Origin of the sequence: Roseibium marinum (genome assembly GCF_002906165.1) — a bacterium.
Classification (GTDB): domain Bacteria; phylum Pseudomonadota; class Alphaproteobacteria; order Rhizobiales; family Stappiaceae; genus Roseibium; species Roseibium marinum.
In genome coordinates, this window is the sequence record NZ_PPCN01000001.1 from 751,625 (window position 1) to 770,806 (window position 19,182).

The 19,182-nt window shown below is 61.6% G+C and carries 24 protein-coding genes; 10 read left to right on the top strand and 14 right to left on the bottom strand.

The window, feature by feature from the left end:
- Window positions 1-79: 79 nt before the first annotated feature.
- The 3 genes from CLV41_RS28325 (at window position 80) to CLV41_RS03530 (ending at window position 1,050) form a co-directional block, all read left to right on the top strand.
- Entirely contained in the window at window positions 80-301 is a 222-nt protein-coding gene (locus CLV41_RS28325) for an Arm DNA-binding domain-containing protein (protein WP_328590030.1), read from the top strand.
- Window positions 283-606 (top strand): phage integrase central domain-containing protein, encoded by a 324-nt coding sequence (locus CLV41_RS27425; RefSeq protein ID WP_146048489.1) that lies wholly within the window; start codon window positions 283-285, stop codon window positions 604-606. Before CLV41_RS28325 ends, CLV41_RS27425 begins: the two co-directional genes overlap by 19 nt.
- Window positions 607-702: 96 nt before the next feature.
- Entirely contained in the window at window positions 703-1,050 is a 348-nt protein-coding gene (locus tag CLV41_RS03530) for a hypothetical protein (RefSeq protein WP_146048490.1), read from the top strand.
- Window positions 1,051-1,523: 473 nt separating this feature from the next.
- Here the strand turns inward: CLV41_RS03530 and CLV41_RS27430 are convergent, their stop codons facing one another.
- Window positions 1,524-1,862 (bottom strand): hypothetical protein, encoded by a 339-nt coding sequence (locus CLV41_RS27430; RefSeq protein WP_146048491.1) that lies wholly within the window; start codon window positions 1,860-1,862, stop codon window positions 1,524-1,526.
- A 314-nt stretch (window positions 1,863-2,176) separates the two neighbouring features.
- Here CLV41_RS27430 and CLV41_RS03535 point away from each other — a divergent pair, with 314 nt between their 5' ends.
- Window positions 2,177-2,815, top strand: a complete 639-nt coding sequence (locus CLV41_RS03535) for a hypothetical protein (RefSeq protein WP_103220857.1) — start codon at window positions 2,177-2,179, stop codon at window positions 2,813-2,815.
- 171 nt (window positions 2,816-2,986) lie between these two features.
- On the opposite strand, the gene CLV41_RS03540 is transcribed toward CLV41_RS03535, so the two are convergent.
- The 5 genes from CLV41_RS03540 to CLV41_RS03560 all read right to left on the bottom strand — a co-directional run bounded on the left by CLV41_RS03540 (window position 2,987) and on the right by CLV41_RS03560 (window position 5,858).
- Window positions 2,987-3,535, bottom strand: coding sequence for a helix-turn-helix transcriptional regulator (locus CLV41_RS03540; protein WP_103220858.1), 549 nt, complete (start codon window positions 3,533-3,535; stop codon window positions 2,987-2,989).
- A complete protein-coding gene (locus CLV41_RS03545; RefSeq protein ID WP_103220859.1) occupies window positions 3,532-4,107 on the bottom strand; it encodes a cytochrome b/b6 domain-containing protein in 576 nt (191 codons plus the stop codon). The genes CLV41_RS03540 and CLV41_RS03545 overlap by 4 nt, the downstream gene beginning before the upstream one ends.
- Before the next feature lie 7 nt (window positions 4,108-4,114).
- Window positions 4,115-4,381 carry a PepSY domain-containing protein gene (locus tag CLV41_RS03550; protein ID WP_103220860.1) on the bottom strand — a complete coding sequence of 89 codons (267 nt, stop codon included), beginning with the start codon at window positions 4,379-4,381 and terminating at the stop codon, window positions 4,115-4,117.
- A 222-nt stretch (window positions 4,382-4,603) separates the two neighbouring features.
- The gene (locus CLV41_RS03555; RefSeq protein WP_103220861.1) at window positions 4,604-5,404 is read right to left on the bottom strand and encodes a creatininase family protein; all 801 of its coding nucleotides are present in this window, start codon (window positions 5,402-5,404) and stop codon (window positions 4,604-4,606) included.
- 67 nt (window positions 5,405-5,471) lie between these two features.
- Window positions 5,472-5,858, bottom strand: coding sequence for a RidA family protein (locus CLV41_RS03560; RefSeq protein ID WP_103220862.1), 387 nt, complete (start codon window positions 5,856-5,858; stop codon window positions 5,472-5,474).
- Between the two features lie 351 nt (window positions 5,859-6,209).
- On the opposite strand from CLV41_RS03560, the gene CLV41_RS03565 reads away from it, so the two are divergent.
- From CLV41_RS03565 to CLV41_RS03590, 6 genes are all read left to right on the top strand, one after another.
- On the top strand, window positions 6,210-7,220 hold the full coding sequence (locus tag CLV41_RS03565; RefSeq protein ID WP_103220863.1) for an ABC transporter substrate-binding protein: 1,011 nt from the start codon (window positions 6,210-6,212) through the stop codon (window positions 7,218-7,220).
- A 264-nt stretch (window positions 7,221-7,484) separates the two neighbouring features.
- The gene (locus CLV41_RS03570; protein ID WP_235867045.1) at window positions 7,485-8,270 is read left to right on the top strand and encodes an ABC transporter ATP-binding protein; all 786 of its coding nucleotides are present in this window, start codon (window positions 7,485-7,487) and stop codon (window positions 8,268-8,270) included.
- Between the two features lie 37 nt (window positions 8,271-8,307).
- Window positions 8,308-9,201: an ABC transporter permease gene (locus tag CLV41_RS03575; RefSeq protein ID WP_103220865.1), complete on the top strand. Its 894-nt coding sequence runs from the start codon at window positions 8,308-8,310 to the stop codon at window positions 9,199-9,201.
- Window positions 9,202-10,554, top strand: coding sequence for a cytosine deaminase (locus CLV41_RS03580; protein ID WP_103220866.1), 1,353 nt, complete (start codon window positions 9,202-9,204; stop codon window positions 10,552-10,554).
- 2 nt (window positions 10,555-10,556) lie between these two features.
- Window positions 10,557-11,963 carry an FAD-binding oxidoreductase gene (locus tag CLV41_RS03585; RefSeq protein WP_103220867.1) on the top strand — a complete coding sequence of 469 codons (1,407 nt, stop codon included), beginning with the start codon at window positions 10,557-10,559 and terminating at the stop codon, window positions 11,961-11,963.
- A 60-nt stretch (window positions 11,964-12,023) separates the two neighbouring features.
- The gene (locus tag CLV41_RS03590) at window positions 12,024-12,620 is read left to right on the top strand and encodes an NAD(P)H-dependent oxidoreductase (RefSeq protein ID WP_103220868.1); all 597 of its coding nucleotides are present in this window, start codon (window positions 12,024-12,026) and stop codon (window positions 12,618-12,620) included.
- A gap of 12 nt (window positions 12,621-12,632) precedes the next feature.
- On the opposite strand, the gene CLV41_RS03595 is transcribed toward CLV41_RS03590, so the two are convergent.
- From CLV41_RS03595 to biuH, 8 genes are all read right to left on the bottom strand, one after another.
- A complete protein-coding gene (locus tag CLV41_RS03595) occupies window positions 12,633-13,346 on the bottom strand; it encodes a GntR family transcriptional regulator (RefSeq protein WP_103221515.1) in 714 nt (237 codons plus the stop codon).
- A 103-nt stretch (window positions 13,347-13,449) separates the two neighbouring features.
- A complete protein-coding gene (gene hpxZ / locus CLV41_RS03600) occupies window positions 13,450-13,833 on the bottom strand; it encodes an oxalurate catabolism protein HpxZ (RefSeq protein WP_103220869.1) in 384 nt (127 codons plus the stop codon).
- Window positions 13,833-14,603, bottom strand: coding sequence for a 5-formyltetrahydrofolate cyclo-ligase (locus tag CLV41_RS03605; RefSeq protein WP_103220870.1), 771 nt, complete (start codon window positions 14,601-14,603; stop codon window positions 13,833-13,835). Before CLV41_RS03605 ends, hpxZ begins: the two co-directional genes overlap by 1 nt.
- 41 nt (window positions 14,604-14,644) lie before the next feature.
- Entirely contained in the window at window positions 14,645-16,048 is a 1,404-nt protein-coding gene (locus tag CLV41_RS03610) for an AtzE family amidohydrolase (protein ID WP_103220871.1), read from the bottom strand.
- Window positions 16,045-16,230 carry a DUF4089 domain-containing protein gene (locus tag CLV41_RS03615; protein ID WP_208987252.1) on the bottom strand — a complete coding sequence of 62 codons (186 nt, stop codon included), beginning with the start codon at window positions 16,228-16,230 and terminating at the stop codon, window positions 16,045-16,047. The genes CLV41_RS03610 and CLV41_RS03615 overlap by 4 nt, the downstream gene beginning before the upstream one ends.
- A 15-nt stretch (window positions 16,231-16,245) precedes the next feature.
- Complete coding sequence (locus CLV41_RS03620) at window positions 16,246-16,911, bottom strand: cysteine hydrolase family protein (RefSeq protein WP_103220872.1); 666 nt, start codon at window positions 16,909-16,911, stop codon at window positions 16,246-16,248.
- A complete protein-coding gene (locus CLV41_RS03625; RefSeq protein WP_103220873.1) occupies window positions 16,911-18,452 on the bottom strand; it encodes an ABC transporter ATP-binding protein in 1,542 nt (513 codons plus the stop codon). Before CLV41_RS03625 ends, CLV41_RS03620 begins: the two co-directional genes overlap by 1 nt.
- Complete coding sequence (gene biuH, locus CLV41_RS03630; protein WP_103220874.1) at window positions 18,449-19,180, bottom strand: biuret amidohydrolase; 732 nt, start codon at window positions 19,178-19,180, stop codon at window positions 18,449-18,451. The genes CLV41_RS03625 and biuH overlap by 4 nt, the downstream gene beginning before the upstream one ends.
- Window positions 19,181-19,182: the final 2 nt, after the last annotated feature.

Here is a 19,182-nt window from a genome sequence, read left to right on the forward strand (position 1 = left end):
GAGACCAACATTTGCCTCTATCCGATGCTCAATTCGCCGCCTGAAGCAGTGAGAGAAAGAAAAGAAGATCAGTGACGGGGTGGGGCTGTATCTCCTGATCAAGCCAACAGGTACGCAGCTTTGGCGTTTGGCATACAGATTTGGACGCAAGCAGAAATCGCCCGCACTGGGTCCGTACCCTAGTGGAAACACGTTTAATGTTGTCGCAGACGAACTTTTGGCAAAGGTGACTAGGGACGAGCTGGCGGAAACAACTCTCACAAAAAGCGTTGGCTGCTGGACTTGGCAAGGCCCGATCTAGGGCATAGGCCGATCACTAACATTACTGCTGCTGAAATTCTGGTGTCTTTGCGCAAAGTGGAATCGCAAGGAAATTATGAGATCGTTCGCCGACTGTGGGCGGCAATTGGTCAGGTTTTCCGCTACGCAATCGCGACAGCACGTGCGGACAATGACCGGGCATTCGGTCTGCGTGAAGCACTAACAACGCCGACAGTTGTCCATCACGCAGCGATTACAGACTGGCAGCGCTTGGCCGGATTGATCGGCGCATTGTGGGAATATGAAGGGGCGTACGGAGAACAATATGCAAATCAAACTTCATAATGAGAGCACTTCTGGGGATGTCAGCTAAAGATTCCACTCACAGTGAAAATACTATAAAAGGATGCCGTTTAGATTCAAAAATAAGGATAAATGACAATGAGATTTCTTGTATTGGTTTTAGTCACTTCGTTTGCCCTTTCTGGCTGCAAGAACCAATATGAAATCACAGGAACCAACGCCAGTGGAACTGAAATTTTCAAAGGTAGCGCACTCGGGTTTCAAGCCGGCAAATTTAATATTGAGAGCAACAAAAACCGAAAATGTAACGGTAGATTTGACTCCGTCAATGACTTAGCAAGTGGATACGGCAAAGGTGACTTTAAATGCACAGATGGCAACGAAGGAACTTTCTGGTTCAATATCGAAAAGAACTATAAAAGCGGGAATGGTGCTGCGTACATAGGTGGTGAAAAATTTAAATTCATTTACGGAAAACAAACCTGATTATACGCCAAGCATCTTGCCCGATCCGCGAGCAAGACCCGGCGCCCGTGAAGAATCCGCAAGCCACTGATTTTGTTCCTCTTTAGCGCTGTTTTCGGTTGTTGTTTTGCAAGATTTTAGCCTGATTACGTCGATTTCCTTGCGATTTTACACGGCGTTTTGGTCGTGATTCATGCCCTTTGATGATGTGTTTAAAGGGGGGCGTGTCGGCCATGAAGCTTAATGACCCGGTTGAGACAGGACAGCGGGATTTTTTCCGGGCGCGATTGGATCAGGTCCTCGACATGGCGCATCCCAACTTGGAATTTGGGATGACGATTGGAGCTTGGCTTCAAAGAATTGGCATTGCTCGGTTGATCGCACTGCTATGCCGCTCAAGTGAAGAGCCGGAATAGATGCAGACCCGCCGATTTGTTTACCGGCTTCAATCGTCGTCAGCAGCCATTCAGAAGCCTTAAAGTGGGTGATTGAGATCAAAGGTCTGTCCGAGGTAAAGCGGTTCTACATAGCCCAGCAACGATCCGGGCAACCGAGACGGAACCATCGACCTGATCGACGGCGACCGCCTTTGCGATCTGCTCAAGCGATACGATCTTGGTATGAAGACTGAAATGATCGAGGCGGTGACGATCAACAAAGGTTGGTTCGATGGCCTTTGAAGGCGCGGGGTTCCGGTGCGCGCGAAACGTTGGATAGGCGCGATGAAACTGCCCCACACCGGGGTCATCACCGGGCCTAACCCGGTGATCCATGCCGTGCCGGTGCTCCAAGTCAGGCCTGAGATTTTTGACCCGCAACGGCATGGATGCCATGGTTGGGCCATGGCAGGACCGGGGGAGGGGAAAGAGGATTGTTATTGCCGGTCCTCAATTTTTTGACAGGTCTCCAGTGCGTCGTCCCGGACGCAGCGCAGCGAAGATCCGGGATCGGTGGGCCGAGGTCTGTCGATAGACAGTTTTCAAGGGCTGCGGCTTGTGGCTCTCCGGTCCCGGCTCGCGCTGCGCTTGGCCGGGATGACTTCGGTGAGGCCCAAATTGCGTCGTCGGTCTGAGGGCCGTTTGGAAAGTCCTTTTCGGGGAACCGGCACCGGAATTGATGTTTCAAGATCTTTTTAAAAGGAGCCCCCATGCGCCAACCCGGATCCATGAATTCCCTTGAAAACCTCGGCCGGGTGCGCCTGTCCGAAAACTTCTTCATGCGGGATTTTCTCTATTCGGAAATCTCGAATTTTTATGGCATCCCCAACATTCCGCATCATCCCGATGTCGCCATCGAGGCGGGCACGAAGCTGTGCGAAGAGCTGTTGGAGCCGCTGCGGGCCGCCTTCGGGCATGTCGCCATCCGCTCCGCCTACCGCTCGCCGGAGGTCAACGGATTCGGCAACGAGAACGACCTCAATTGCGCCCGCAACGAGGCCAATCATGCTCATCACATCTGGGACTACCGCGACGGCGAGGGCCGTCTGGGGGCGACCGCCTGCATTGCCGTTCCCTGGGTCTGGGACCGTCACAGCGAGGAAGGCGACTGGCGGCGGCTGGCGTGGTGGATCCATGATCATCTGCCGTATAATTCGCTCTGGTTCTTCCCCAAGCTCTGGGCGGTCAACGTCAACTGGCGCGAGGCTCCCGAGCGCCGCATCGACAGCTACGCCGCGCCGGTTGGCCTGCTGACAAAACCGGGCTTCGACAACCACGCGGGCGATCACGGTGCGTGGTATGAAGGCTTTCCGGCGCTCAAGGGGCGTGGTGAGGGCGGTGGTTCGTGAAATTGCTGCTATGCAAGCCCGGAAAGGCAAGGGCGTCCCATTCCCGTTTCCGCCTCCTTGCCCCCCCGGCTAAACGAACCAATTGATACCGTCTCTGGCAACGCGGCTGGCATCCGTCTCCCACCTTTGCGGGCCCACCCCTCGCCCGGCATTTCCGGCAACGGCACCCCGCTAGACATTCCCGCCCGCCTTCGCCATTTTCCCGCCTTCCCCCAGATGATCCGAGAACAGTTCTTCCATGAAGATGCTGAAGAGATGGGAGCGGCCTTCGACGTTTGCCTTTGAATAGATCTTCGCCGTTTGCGCGCGGACCGTGCCGGCGGCGGTGCCGCGCAGGCGGGCGATGTCCTCGTTGTCGAAGCCTTTGAGGACCAGAAGGGCGACGTCGCGCTCCGACGGGGTGAGATCCCAGCTGTCGAAGAAACTGTCGATGAGCTGCGTCATTTCTCCCCTGGCCGCGCGCAGGCCCGTCGCCATCGAGGAAAACCTCCTGAGAAGCTGTCTCAGCTCCAGCATCAGGTAGATGACCCCGCAGATCAGCGCCAGGGCCGCCAGGGCCTCCAGGGCCATGTGGATGTCGTCGAGATGCCCTCCCTCGGTCATGTCGACAAAGACATCGCCGACAAAAAAGAAGGCGCATAACGCCTGCAGAAGAATGATGGCGGCGAGCGTGAAGGCCCGCCGCTCATTGGCGTTTTTCGGGAAATTGAGGCTGGTCATTGAACGGATCGGTCCCCGGGCACTGTCTTGCGCCCCGTGATCATCGCCGGGACGAGCGCGACGCGCGTCCGCCAACTATCGAACGCCACGCCGCAAATGTGAAGCGCCACGCTCACGAGCAGCCAGTTGAACGCCATCTCGTGGGCTTCCTCCAGCCATTTTGATCCGAAAAAACGCAGCGTGCCCATCAGGTAGCCGGTCGCCACGAGGACGAGGACGGTTGCCCAGATGTTATAGGCCATCAGCGCGCCGAGCGGATTGTGCGACAGGTGAACGGGCCCCTTGCCGCAGACCATCAGCCGCAGATGGCGGAGCGCCGCCGCCGGGTTGGGGGGAAACGCCGCGAAACGGGCCGGGCCGGTGCCGATCAGTCCCCAGACAACCCGGGTCGCGACAAGGGCGAACGCCATGTAGCCGACGATCTCGTGCAACGGGCTGTCCCCGTCGAGAATGGCGCCGTTGAGCAGGATTGCCAGTGCGAGGCACCAGTGAACCAGCCGGACCAGCGGATCCCAGACCGCGAAGGTGCGGGCGCCGGAGCGCCCTTTGAAAGCTTCGGAAGCCGGAGCCATGGCGACCTCACTTCATGTCCACTTTCGTGACCTTGCCGGTCTGGGCATCCACATAGATTTCGCCCTTCGCGGTTCCCTTGACGAAGTAAACCTCGATCTTGCCGTCTTCCATTTCGGACTTGCGGACCTCGTATCCCTGGCTGGTGAGGGTTTCGGTGACCTGCTGCAGGCTCGTGCCGAGGCCGGTCCCGACCTTCAGTTCGGCCGGCACATCGCCCGAGGCGAATGCGGAGGTTGCGGACAGAAGAGTGGCGAGAAAAATGAACTTACGCATGACGATCTCCTTTGAGTGACGCGTTCGAGTGACGCGTTCCCGGGCGCTTCGGCATGAAACGGCCCGATGACCTCGATCTGGAGGTTCTCTTTCGCCGAAACCATTGTTCTTGCGCTTATTCGGGCGCGCATAAGCGCGCGCTTATGCGCTGGCTTGCCGGGAGGAATGGGGCAACGCTCCCGGCGGCGGACTTTTCCCGTGCTGTCCTGAGCCCGAAAGCCCTTACTCCTGCGCCCACAATCTCCCCATGTCGAACCCGTCCACATCCTTCAGCAGCTCGATGAAGCCGTGCGCGGCGTGGTCCAGCGACTGGCGGCCCTTGTCGGCGGTGGCCAGGGAGGCGTTGCCGATGGCGCCGGCGGGGTTGAGGTCCTGGGCTTTCCAGCCGAACTGATGCTGGCCGTGGGCGCGCAGGTGGGTGAAGTCTTCCACGAAGGCGTGCTGGTTGGAGCGGAAGTCCTCGGCGCGCTCCATGCGCACCAGTTCCGGGTGGAGATGCAGCATGATCGAGGTTTCGACGTCGCCGCCGTGGATGCCGTAGGTGAGTTCCTCGGAGGAGAATACCCCCTCCGGCTGGCCGAAGCGGGCCCAGGCGGTGCCGGAGGCCAGCATGGAATGGCGCACGCGCAATTCGCGCGTCACGATGTCGATCAACGGCACGTTGCCGCCGTGGGAATTGACGATCACCAGCTTGCGGATGCCGGCGCGCTGAACGCTCTCGCCGATCTCCAGCCAGGCCTTTATGGCCGTCTCCCAGGTCAGCGTCAGCGTGCCGGGCGAGGAGATATGCTCGTTGGATTTGCCCACCGCCTGCACCGGCAGGAAGGTCGCCGGAAGGTCTTCCGGCAGCAGCTCCACGACGCGGCGGATCTGGCCTTCCGCAATGGCGGTGTCGGTGAACACCGGCAGGTGCGGACCATGCTGTTCGATCGCCGCGACCGGCATCACCGCGATCCAGTTCTCCACGTCGGTCCCGCGAAAATCGGTCGTCGTCATTTCATGCCAATAGGGTGTCGGCAGCATCGGATGGTCCTTCGGGTAATTCGGTCCGGCCAGGCTCGGCCCGGTTTGGGGCAGGGGCTGTCAGGTGTTATGGCGCGGCGGCGATGACTTCCACCTCGACGACGAATTCCGCGCGCGCGAAGCCGGAGACGATCATCAGCGTGGAGGCCGGCGGCGGGTCGGAAATATAGCTGTCGCGCACCTTCATGTAACCGGGAAGATGGGCGCGGTCGCTCACATAGGCGTTGATGCGCACCACGTCGGCAAGCGTCATGCCCGCTTCGTCCAGGATGGCGGAGATATTGTCGAAACACAGCCGCGTCTGGCCCTCCGCGTCAGCGGGGACCGTGTCGTCGGCGGCAATGCCGAGCTGGCCGGAGGCGAACAGCAGCCGGTGGTCGGGCGGAACCTCGATGGCGTGGCTGTAGCGGGCGAAGGGCGGGCGGATGCCGGCGGGCGTGTGGGCGCGTGTCAATTTTCATATTCCCGTCGTGAAAGGCAGCTAATATCTGAGAGCTTTTGCGCAAACCTATCCTGCGCTTGCCGGTTGGGCAATTTCCCCCGCTGCGTATTTTGGATGCTTTTGCTAAAATTTCAAGCATGTCTATTTTTTATGCTGACACGGTCCCGCTCCTGTGCAATTGTCTCTCCGCTACCGGCGTCCGGCGACGCTGGCGAGAATTCTGGCGGGCGAAGGATAATACCGGATCCGCTTTATTGCCTGTTCCGCTCACAGGGCCTTATCGAGGCACAGCGGCAGAGCATTCGGCCCGTTGCGGGCGGATTGACCTGCGCGGTGTATGAAAAGATAAGGGAAGGCGGATACATGACAGTTTCACGGAAAATCGGAATTGCGGCGCTTGCGTTTGTGGCATCCACGAGTGCGCATGCACTGGAAAAGGTCACCTTCGGTACGAACTGGGTCGCCCAGGCCGAGCATGGCGGCTATTATCAGGCACTTGCGGACGGCACCTATGAGGCCTGCGGCCTCGAGGTTGAAATCAAGCCGGGCGGACCGCAGGCCAACAACCGCATCCTGCTGCCGGCAGGCAAGATCGACTTCCTGATGGGCGGCAACATGCTGCAGGCCTTCTCTGCCGTCGAGCAGGGCATCCCGACCGTCGTCGTCGCCGCGCATTTCCAGAAAGAGCCGCAGATTCTGATGACCCATCCGGGCGAGGGCCTGGACACCTGGGACAGCCTCAAGGGCATCAAGCTGCTGCTCGGCAAGGGTGGCCTGAACTCCTTCTACCAGTGGATGAAGGCCGAATTCGGTTTCACCGACGAGCAGGTCCGCCCCTACACCTACAATTCCGCGCCGTTCCTGGCCGACAAGCAGATCGGCCAGCAGGGCTACGTGACCTCCGAGCCCTTTGCCGTCGAGACCGAGGGCGGCTTCACGCCGAACATCTTCCTGATCGCCGACTATGGCTACAACACCTATGCCACAACCGTCGAAACGCGTGCGGATCTGATCGAGAGCAAGCCGGAAGCGGTCAAGTGCTTCGTCGAGGGCTCGACCATCGGCTGGGTCAATTTCCTCTACGGCGACAATTCCAAGGCGCTTGAGCTGATCAAGAAGGACAACCCGGGCATGTCCGACGGCCAGCTCGCCTTTTCCATCGAAAAGCTCAAGGAATACGGCATCGTCGACAGCGGCGACACGCTGACCATGGGCATCGGCGCCATGACCGACGAACGCCAGAAGTCCTTCTTCGACAAGATGGTCAAGGCCGGCGTCGTCAAGTCCGATATCGATTACACCAAATCCTACACGCTGGATTTCGTGAACAACGGCGTCGGCCTCGATCTGAAGAAAAAGCTCTCCGGTAATTAACTGGCGAACAGGATCGGCACCGTTTCGCGGCAGCCGGAAAACATGCAACCATGGCCGGAATCTGAAACCCGGAAAAACACTCCCCGGAAACTTGATGCCGGGACCTGAAGCGTGTCGCGTTAAATTGAATTCAGGAAATCGCCCGAACGCATTTGCAATGCAAACGCTGCCTGGGGCGTCTTCCTGAAACCATGAATCCGCTTAAACGCGACACGCTATAAAATACCGGAAACGCAATCAATGACGGCCATGGCGCAAACGAAAATGCAGACTGATCCAAACCCGGCGATCGTATCGCTGAAGGGCATCTCCAAGACCTTTTCCAACGGCACGGTGGCGCTCAACAACATGTCGCTCGATATCCGCCAGGGGGAGTTCGTCTCCCTGCTCGGGCCGTCGGGCTGCGGCAAGTCGACGGCCCTGAGGATCATCACCGGTCTCACCGGACCGAGCACCGGCCGCGTGGACTGGCCCCAGGAAACGGCGAGCGCCACGGAGCACGAACTCTCCTTCGTCTTCCAGGAACCGACGCTGATGCCCTGGGCGACGGTGTTCGCCAATGTCTGGCTGCCGCTGCGCCTCAAGGGCATCTCGCAACGGCAGGCCCATGACAGCGTCATGGAAGCGCTGGAAATGGTCGGGCTGGCGGAGTTCTCCAAAAGCTATCCGCGCGAACTGTCTGGCGGCATGAAGATGCGTGTCTCCATCGCACGGGCGCTGGTGACCAAGCCGAAACTGCTGCTCATGGACGAACCTTTCGCCGCGCTTGATGAAATCACCCGCTTCAAGCTGAACAACGATCTCCTCCACCTTTGGGAGACCTTCGGCTGGACGGTCGTCTTCGTCACCCATTCGGTGTTCGAATCCGTCTATCTGTCCGACCGCATCGTCGTCATGGCGGCCCGGCCCGGACGGGTGGTCAATGACATGGCGATCGACGCGCCTTATCCGCGCGACGAGAGCTTCCGCACCTCCACCGTCTATAGCGGCTTCTGCCGCGAGGTGTCGCAGGCCCTGCACGCGGCCATGGATGCGGGAGACGACATGTGATGCACACCCGCGCAGGTTTCCGGAAGAGGGGAAATTCATGACCGTCGCGCTGACCGGCAAAGCCGCTCCGGCCGGAGACACCTATGCCGCGCCTCTCGACGCGGCCCCTCTTGACGCGGAAGAGCTGAAGCGCGTTCGCGCCGCCCGGGTCGAGTCGGTCGGCCGGTGGGTGGTGCCGCTCGTCATCCTGGTTCTGTCGATCTGGCTGTGGGACCGGATCTGCGTCTGGAACGAAATTCCCCACTATATCCTGCCCAGGCCCGGCCTGGTGTTCGAGACACTGCTCACCGACTGGCCGATCCTGTCGGTCGCGCTTCTCAACACGCTGAAGATCACCTTCGGCGCGCTTTTCATCGCCACCGCCGGCGGCCTCGGGCTCGCGGTGCTGTTCACCCAGTCGAAATGGATCGAAATCTCCTTCTTTCCCTTCGCGGTCATCCTGCAGGTCACGCCGATCATCGCGATCGCGCCGCTGATCCTGATCTATGTGGATTCGCTCTCCGCCAGCCTGCTGATCTGCGCCTGGATCGTGGCCTTCTTCCCGATCCTCTCCAACACGGTTCTGGGGCTCAATTCGGCCGATCACAACCTGCGCAATCTCTTCCAGCTCTATGGCGCCAGCCGCTGGCAGACGCTGCGCTACCTGCGCCTGCCGGCGGCGATGCCGTATTTTCTCGGCGGTCTGAAGATCGCCGGCGGCCTGTCGCTCATCGGCGCGATCGTGGCGGAGTTCGTGGCGGGCTCGGCGGGCTCCGGCTCCGGCCTCGCCAACCAGATCCTGGAGGCCAGCTACCGGCTCAACATGCCGCGCATGTTCGCCGCCCTGCTGATGATCTCCGTGACCGGAATCCTGATCTTCCTCACCATGAACCTTCTGTCGCATCTGCTCCTGAGAAAGTGGCACGAGAGCGCCCTGAAGCGGGAGCTCTGAATGGGCCACATCCTCAAGGCCGGGCTTCACGGATCCGGTTATCTGAAAAACGCGACGGTCCCTGCCTGCCTGATTGCCGGCAATGACGGCCTGAAACCGGAAGACATGGTCGCGGCCGATCTGGAAATCTCGAAGGGGAAGCTGGTGCGCATCCTGCCCGCCGGAACACCGACGGGACTGCACGGCACGTTCGATCTCGACGGCAGCCTGGTCCTGCCGACCCTTGTCGACCTGCACACCCATCTCGACAAGGGCCATGTCTGGCAGCGCAAGTCGAATCCGGACGGAAGTTTCCAGAGCGCCTTGCGCGCCGTGGGCGAGGACAGGGTCGCCAACTGGTCGGCCGAGGATCTGCGCGCCCGCATCGAATTCGCGCTCAAGTCCGCCTATGCGCACGGCACCTCCGCGATCCGCACCCATCTCGACAGTCTGCCGCCGCAGGACGGGATTTCCTGGCCCCTCTTTGAGGAGATCCGCGGTGAATGGGCCGGCCGGATCGACCTGCAGGGCGTCTGCCTCTTCGGCATCGACCGCCTGATGGAGGACGGCCGGACATATCTCGACGGCATCGCCGGCCGGGTCGCTGCCGCCGGCGGTGTCATGGGCGCCGTGACCTATATGGTGCCCGGTCTCGACAGGCATCTGGAAGCGGTCTTCCGCGCGGCGATGGAACGCGGCCTGGATCTCGATTTTCACGTCGACGAGACCCTCGACCCCTCCGCGGACTCCCTGCGCCATATCGCCGAAACCGCCATCCGGGTGGGTTTCGAGGGCCGCATCGTTTGCGGTCATTGCTGTTCGCTGTCGGTTCATGGCGAGGAAGAGGCCGTAAAAACACTGGATCTCCTTGCCAGGGCCGGGATCGCCATCGTCTCTCTGCCGATGTGCAACATGTATCTCCAGGACCGGCAGGCAGGGCGCACGCCGCGCAGGCGGGGCGTCACGCTGCTGCACGAGATGCGCGCGCGCGGCATACCGGTCGCCGTCGCCTCCGACAACACCCGCGATCCGTTCTATGCCTATGGCGATCTGGATCTTGTCGAGGTTTATGCCCAGGCCACCAGAATTCTTCATCTGGATCATCCGGTCGCCGACTGGGTCAGCACGGTGACGACGACGCCGGCGGATATCATGAATGTCTCGCACGGGCGGCTGCGCCCGGGGGCCCCCGCCGATCTGATCCTCTTCCAGGCGCGCAACTGGAACGAGCTGCTTTCCCGACCGGCGGGACCGCGCGAAGTCATCCGCGAGGGCTACAGCATCGACAGCACGCTGCCCGATTACCGCGAGCTCGATCATCTGATGCAGGACCCACTGATGCAGGACCCACTGATGCAGGAAAGGCAAGCCTGACCATGAGCGCCATCGCCGCCCTTAAAGCCGACCTCGAAGGATTGCAGATCGAGGACAATCCGCAGATCGTCCGGCAAAAGAGCCGCGATTTCTTCTGGTATTCCCCGGTGCTGAAGCAGCAGCTTGAGGATGTCACCGCCGATCTGGTCGTGACGCCGAAATCCGAGGCCGAGGTCATCCGCGTCCTGAAGGCCTGCTACGCCGCCGGTGTGGCGGTAACGACGCGCGGCGCGGGAACCGGCAACTACGGTCAGGCGATGCCCCTGTCGCGCGGCGTCGTGCTGAACCTTGCCGAAATGACGGCGGTAAGGGATATCCGTCCCGGATCCGTTGTCGCCGAGGCCGGTGCGATCATAGCGGACATCGACGCGGCGGCGCGCGCCCATTCGAACCAGGAACTGCGCATGCACCCGTCCACTTACCGGACGGCGACCATCGGCGGGTTCATCGCCGGAGGGTCCGGCGGCGTCGGGTCGATCAACTGGGGCGGACTGCGCGATCTGGGCAATGTCATCCGGCTGCGCGTCATCACCATGGAGGCCGAGCCGCAAGTTCTGGAAATGACCGGCGACGATCTGCAGAAGGTCATGCATGCCTACGGCACCAACGGCGTGATCACGGAAGTCGAGATGCCGCTGACGGCCGCTTATGACTGGGTCGACGTGCTGGTCGGCTTCGACGACTTCATGGACGCCGCGGTGTTTTCCGACGAGCTTGCCAATCTCGACGGGCTGCTTGTGAAGAATATCGCCCCTATCGCCGCGCCTGTGCCGCATGACTATTTCCTGCGCCACAGGAAATTCATCCGCCGGGACCAGTCGGTCGCCGTCCTGATGGTCGCGCCTTTCGCGATGCCCGCCTTCGAGGCGTTTGTCGCCCGGCAGGCAAAGGGCGAGGTACTTTACCGCTCGGATCGGGCGAGCGAGGAAGACAGAACCCGGCTGCCTCCGGCCTATGAGCTGGCCTGGAACCACACCACCCTGCGCGGCCTCAGGGTCGATCCGAGCATAACCTATCTGCAGGTGCTTTATCCTTTCCCGGACCAGATCGAGCGTGTGCGCACGATGCACGAGCTGTTCGGCGACGAGGTGCCTGCGCATCTGGAATATGTCCGCTTCGACGGCAACATCACCTGCTTCGGTCTGCCTATCGTCCGCTATACGAGTGAAGCGCGGCTCAACGAAATCATCCGCCTGCATGAGGACAACGGCTGTCCGATCTTCAACCCGCACCGCTATACGCTGGAGGAGGGCGGCATGAAACGCACCGACGCCGTCCAGCTCGCCTTCAAGAAACAGGCGGACCCCAAGGGCCTGCTCAATCCGGGCAAGATGATCGCCTGGGAAAACCCCGATTACGATTTTTCGAGCGATCAGGTTTTTCTGTTTCCCGGCCTGCAGCAGGCCTGACGATTCATGCCGCCGATTCCCGGCGGGAACAATAAATAACGTGTCGCAAAGGCCAGACCCATGCGCGTTCTTGTGGTTTTCAGCCACCCCTGCAAGGAAAGTTTCAACGCCGCCCTTTGCAAAAAGGTGGTGAAGACCCTGGAGGAGCAAGGCCACGAGCTGCATCTGACGGATCTTTATGCCAAGGGTTTCGATCCGGTCATGAGCGCGGAGGAAAGGCGCGGCTATCACACGCCGCAGGCCAACACGGAGCCGATCGCCGACGACCTTGCGGACATCATGTGGTGCGAGGCGATTGTTTTTGTCTATCCGACCTGGTGGTTCGGTCTGCCGGCGATGCTGAAGGGCTGGCTGGAGCGGGTATGGGTGCCGCACGAGACATTCAAAATGCCGACGGCGGACCAGGGCCTGCGGCCCAACATGCAGCACATCAGGCGTATCGCCATCGTCACCACCTGCGGGGCAAGCTGGTGGGTCTCCAAGCTGATGGGAGAACCTGGGCGCAAGACGATCCTGCGCGGCATCGGGCTTCTGTGCCGGCCCGGCTGCAGGACGCTCTATCTGGCCCACTACAAGATGGACAGCTCGACTAGCGAAAGCCGGGAAAAATATCTGCGCAAGGTCGAGCGAAAAATTGCGGCATTCACGGCAAAATAGCGGCCCGCTCGCCTATTTAGCTTCGCCCGGCTGGCCCGGTGGAACGGCCTTTGCCGCGCCCTGTCCGATCTGGGTCTGATAGCGGGCGAAATTGATTTCCACGATATCGATATGATCCCGCATGGCCTTGGCGGCTTCGTCCCGCTGGCCGCGCAGGATGGCGTTGACGATCCCCACATGTTCCGTCTGGGACTTCTTCAAACGTCCGAGCGTGCGGAACTGGGCCCGTCGAAACGGCGCGAGCCGCTGGCGTGTCTGCAGCGTCAGGGAGGCCAGATAGCCGTTGTGGCTGCCGCTGTAGATGGCGGAATGAAAGTCTTCATTGTGGACATGATAGCGCTGCGGGTCGCCCGAGCGCATGATCTCGGCAAGCTGTTCCAGCAGCGCCTGCAGGTCCCCGCGCTCCTCGCGGGTCATGTGAATGGCCGCCAGGCCTGCACAGGCCGCTTCCAGCTCCGCCATGGCAACGAACATTTCATGTAGCGATTCAGGCGAAAGCTCCTTGACGAAACATCCCCGGTGGGGCCGCAGTTCCACCAGCCCGCTCGTCTCCAGAAGCCGCAACGCTTCGCGGATGGGTGTTCTGGAAACGCCGAAGCGGCAGGCAAGGCCCTTTTCGTCAAGTTGCTGACCGGGTGTCAGCGCGCCTTCGACGATCTCGTCGGCAAGCTGAAGGCGGATGTCTTCCGCACGGGTCCGGCTTGCGGCTTTCGGTTTTATGCGCATCTCGTTCAATGCCGTCCTGCCGCCTGATCCGACCGTTGCAAAGCCGGATAGACCGGTTTGCCGGGCTGTTCAAGTCAAAGGTTGTCTGCGGGGCCGCTGACGATCAGGTCTCGCTGATGACGCTGACATGGGCCGCCGCCACCTGCCAGCCGGCATCGGTTTTTATCCAGGTCTGCATCTGCCGGCCGACCTTGCCGGGTGCGGTGTCACGGTAAAACAGCGTCGAAGCCGTGGCGTAGGCCGTGCCATAGGTGGTGATCACGGTCCGCTCGAGCCGCCGCGCCAGATTTCCGTCATTGCGAGCGGAGCGGAACGCTGCGATCTCCCCATAGCCGTAAAGGTTCTCTCCGCCGCCAAAGCGGATGGTGGTCGGCGCATCGAAAAACAGCCGGTCGAGCGTGGCGACATCGTTGGACACGAGTGCGTCTTCGTATTCGGCAAAGACCGTCTCGACCTCCGCCTTCACCGCTGGAATGTCGATGTCCATCAGGTCTTCATCCTTTGCGCGCGAATGCGGTCGTGCAATTTTCCAAGAAACGGAATGTCCCGGAACTGATCCGGTTGAACCACGTCCCAGGCAACCCCTTCGGGCTGCGGGAAAGGCGTATGCGTTTCGATCAGGCCCTGCTCGGTGGCGATCGCATGAAGCGCGCTGTCATGGGCCATCATCACCAGTTGGTCGTTGTCGACAACCTGGGAGGAATGAACCGTCGTTGTGATCGGCGTATCGGGTTTCAGCTTGGACAGCTCACGGAAAATTCCGAGTTCCAGGTCGGCAAATCCACCGCCCTTTCCGGTCCGTCCGCCCGCCCGGCTGACGGCAACGCAGCCGACGACGACGAAATCCAGCGGCTCCATGTCTTCGAACTCGACCGGTTCGCCATGTTCGACGAAGCCCTGCGAGGTGGCGGCCAGCTCGAACTGGATTCCGTTTTTCGCGAGTTTTTCCGGATCGAGCCGGACGAACGGGAAGGGTTTCAGCAGTTCCGGCACCGGCGCGTAGACGATCTTGCCGTCATAAAGCGCTCTGAGCCGGACCGGGATCTGCGGCGGGTCCGGATTGCACTTCACCGTCCGCGCCGTCCGCCATTGCGGCAGTCTGGAAAGGTGATAGGCCGCCGTGTCCGCGCCGACGAAATTCGGGATGCGGCTGCCGGCCGGACCGACGCTGATCCCGTTGTCTTCAAGACCGGTCCAGATATCCTGCCGGATCTTGTCCTTGTCCTGGTTGCGGCCTGCCCAGCGTGCTGTCTCCATGAGTTTTCCCTGTCTTCAAGGTTCGTTGTGTTCAATGCGTGCTAAATCCGGGCGACCGGCGCCGCGGCGATGCCGTCCCGTTCAAGCTGGTGGGCGACGCGCAGCGCGAGATCCTCCCGCCATGCGGGCGCGATCACCTGCACGCCGATCGGCAGATTTGATCCATCCGGCCAGACCGGAACGGCGACCACCGGCAACCCGATGAAGGAGATCGGCTGGGTGAAGAGACCGATATTCGGCCGCGCCGGCATGGTCTCGCCGCCGAGCGTGATGGCCCTGGTGCCCGAGGGAAGGGCGCTGAAGGGGGTCGCGGGCGCCAGGATGATATCCACATGCTCGAAGATCTTCCGCATCATGGCGCGGAACCAGCTGCGGAACCTTTGCGCCTGTTGAACCCAGACCGCGGGCACCATGGTCCCCGACAGGAAACGGTCGCGCGTGTCCGGATCGAAATCGTGGGGCCGGTGGAGGATCCGCTCGAAATGCAGGTTCGCCCCTTCCGCGACCGTGATCACATAGGCCGCCGCGCGCGCCCGGGCAGCTTCCGGAATGTCGATTTCCGCCGATGCCCCGAGGGCCAAGGCGACCTTGTCGACCGCCGCCAGCGCTTCCGGTTCCAGCTTCTGACGGAAATATCCGCCGGCAATGGCGATCCGAAGACCGTTCGCGCCCTTGGCCAACTCCGCGCGCGTGGCAAGCACCGGCCTGTCCGACTGGGCCGGGTCGTTCTCGTCGAAGCCCTGCAGGACATCGAACACAAGCGAGAGGTCTTCCGCCGATCGCGCCAGCGGACCGAGGTGATCCAGGCTGCCGACGAAGGGATAGGTGCCATGGCGCGACAGGCGGCCATAGGTCGGTTTCAGACCGAAAAGGCCGCAAAAGGACGAAGGCACGCGGATGGAGCCGTTGGTGTCTGACCCGAGCGTGACCGGCACCATGCCGCTGGCGGCCGCCGCACCCGAGCCGGAAGACGAACCGCCCGACATCCGGGAAAGATCATGCGGGTTGAGGCAATTGCCGTCATGGGCGTTCTCGCCGGTAAAGTCATAGGCGTATTCGCCCATGTTCAGCCCGCCCACCAGCACGGCTCCGGCCCGGCTCAGGTTGCGGATCAGCGTCGCATCGGCTTTTGCCGGGGCGTTCTCAAGATTGATCTTCGAACCCGCGCGCGTGACGACACCTTCCACATCGAAGAGGTTCTTGACCGCAAAGGGAACGCCGGTAAGCGGCAGGTTTGCGCCGCTGGCAACGGCCTCGTCGATCCCGGCCGCCTCGGTGAGGGCACGATCCGCCGTCACATCGGTAAAGGCGTTGAGGACAGGGTTCAGTTTCTCAATCTGCCAAAGGCAGTCCCGAACCACGTCCACCGCGCTTGTCGTGCCGGAGCGGACAGCTTCCGCGGTGGCCGACGCGGTCATTGCGGTGAGCTTGCTGGAAACCGTCATGGTTCAAACACCGGCGCGGCTTCGACTTCCTCGTCCAGCGGGAAGGAAAGCACCAGTTCCGCCGCCTTCTGCGTGGCGGCGATATGCGCCTCGACCACCGGCCGCCAGTCGTCCTCGATGGTCAGTCCCATGACCTTTTCCATGTGCGCCACATGGGATTTCGCGTCAAACTTGCCGCTCATCGAACCTCCGGAGTGTTATTCATTGACTGCCGCCTTCAGCGCCTGAAGAGGCGCGGTCCAGCCGACAATACCGCCCTGGGCGCGGATCATGTCCAGCGTGGCCGCCTTGAATTGGGGAAAGTAGCTTTCCGTCGCCTCCTCGATCAACAGGCACTCGAAGCCCCGGTCGTTGGCCTCGCGCATGGTGGTCTGCACGCAGACTTCCGTCGTCACTCCGGCAAAGATCAGGCTTCGGATTTCACGTTCCGCCAGGATCTCGCCAAGCGATGTCGCGTAGAAGGCGCCCTTGCCGGGTTTGTCGATGACGATCTCGCCTTCGGCCGGGAACAGATCGGGGATGATCTCGGCTCCCGGTTCTCCCCGGATCAGGATCCGCCCCATGGGGCCGTGATCGCCGATCCGCAGGGAAGGACTGCCGCGTTCGCGTTTGGCGGGAGGGCAGTCGCTCAGGTCGTGACGATGGGTTTCCCGCGTATGCACGACCGGCCAGCCTTGCGCCCGGAAGAGGTCGAGAAGGTCTCGTGCCGGGCCGATGGCGCGCTGCATGTGGGAAATGTCGTTGCCGAGCGTTTCGCCGAACCCGCCCGGTTCGATGAAGTCGCGCTGCATGTCGATCACGATCAGCGCCGTGTTCGCCGGATCGAAGCTGAATTCGAACGGTTCCGCATCGACTGTGATCATCAGTGGTGTCCCGCCATTGCGTGTCCGATGGTCGCCCGGTCGGTCCGCGCCATCGGCGACTGGTAGGTGATCCGTCCTTCCGACATGACGGCCACCGTGTCGGCCAGTTCGAGAATTTCGTCGAGATCCTCCGAGACCAGAAGAATGGCGGCGCCCTTGTTGCGCTGGTCGATGATCTGCGCCCGGATTTCGGCCACCGAGGCGAAGTCGAGCCCGAAGCACGGATTGGCGACGATCAGCACGTCGACATCGCCGGAAAGCTCGCGCGCCAGAATCGCCCGTTGCACGTTGCCGCCGGACAGGTTCTCGATGGGCTCTTCGGTGGAGGGCGTCTTCACCCGGTAGGCGTCGATCAGGCCCCTGGCCTTCTTGCGCATCGGCACCGGCGACAGCCAGCCCCTGAACGGCGAGATCGGCGACTTGTCGAAGGTACGGAAGGCCATGTTCTCCGCGACGCTCATGCGCGGCACGGCGACGTTGCGCAGCGGCTCCTCGGAAAAGCCGAAGACCTTGAACCGGTCCATCTGCCGGCGCTCCGGTTCATATGGCCTGGTATCGATGAAGATGCGGCCGTCCTTGAGGAGGCGCTGGCCGGAAAGCACTTCGATCAGCTCCGATTGGCCGTTGCCGGAGACCCCGGCGATGCCGAGGATCTCGCCGGCATGGATTTTCAGGCTGATCGCCTCGATGGCGGGCAGCTCCTCGTCGTCATCGGCGAAGAGGCCGGCCAGTTCCAGCTTGAGCTTCTTTTCCGGCTGCGCGGTGCGCGCCGCGCTTTCCCGGATGTCCGTTTCGCCGATCATCATCCGGCTCATCTCGGCGATGGAAAGGTCCTCGACCCGGCCGCTGCCGACAACCCGCCCGCGCCGCAAAACCGTGACATCATCGGCGTAGGCGGTCACTTCGCGGAATTTGTGGGTGATCATCAGTATGGTCAGGTCGCCCGCTTTTGTCATGCCGTGCAACAGGCCGAGCATTTCATCGGCTTCATCCGGAGTAAGCACCGAGGTGGGTTCGTCCAGGATCAGAAAGCGCTGGTCGAGATAAAGCTGCTTGAGGATTTCCAGCTTCTGCTTTTCGCCGGCCGACAGGCCGGAGACCGGCACGTCCAGGGGCACCCTGAAAGGCGTGGTCTCCAGAAAGGCGTTGAGCGCCGTGCGTTCCTTGCCCCAGTCGATCACCGCCGGTGTGTCCACCCGGGCGATGACGAGGTTTTCCGCCGCCGTCAACGAGGGCACCAGCGTGAAATGCTGGTAGACCATGCCGATGCCGAGAGCGGTTGCGGCGCGCGGATTGGGAACATCGACCTGAACATCGTTGACCAGCATCTCGCCGCGTGTCGGCTGGTAGAAACCCATCATGCATTTGACGAGCGTCGATTTGCCGGCGCCGTTTTCGCCGAGCAGGGCGTGAAATGAGCCGGACGCGACCCTGATCGACACATCGTCCAGCGCGGTCAGACCGCCGAAAATCTTGGTCATGCCGACGGTCTCGACACCGATGGCGCGCGTCGCCCCGGGCCTTGTTCGCGCAAGGCTCATGACTGTTCCCCCTTGGGTGCGAGGCCCGCGAGCAACGCCTTGCTGTCGGCGACGGCACCGAAAACACCGCCCTGCATGGTGACCATCTTCAGCGCCGCCGCGTGGTTGCCCGCATCGGTCGCCGCGCAGCAATCGGAGAGGATCAGGCACTCGAAACCCCGGTCGTTGGCCTCGCGCATGGTGGTGTGCACGCAGACATCCGTCGTGATGCCGGTGAGGATCAGGTTCTCGATGCCGCGCGTGCGCAGAAGCAGCTCCAGGTCGGTTGCGCAGAAGGAGCCCTTGCCCGGCTTGTCGATGACCGGTTCGCCGGCAATCGGCGCAAGTTCGGGAATGATCTCCCAGCCGGGCTCTCCGCGCACCAGGATCCTGCCGCAGGGACCCGGATCGCCGATCCCCGCGCCGATCTGCCGTGAACGCCAGCGCTTGTTGGGAGGCAGGTCGGCGAGATCCGGCCGGTGGCCCTCGCGGGTGTGGATGATGTGATAGCCGGCCTGCCGCATGGCGGCCAGCACCCGGCCAATCGGCGCGATGGGCGCGCGTGTCAGGGAGATATCGTAGCCCATGCTGTCGACATAGCCGCCCTTGCCGCAGAAGTCGGTCTGCATGTCGATGATGACGAGCGCGGTATTTTCCGAGCGCAGATCGCCATTATAGGGCCAGCGATAGGGATCGGCCGTAACCTGGCCTTCCGGAGCAGGGGGTGGGAGGTCTTCTGCCAGGCTCATCG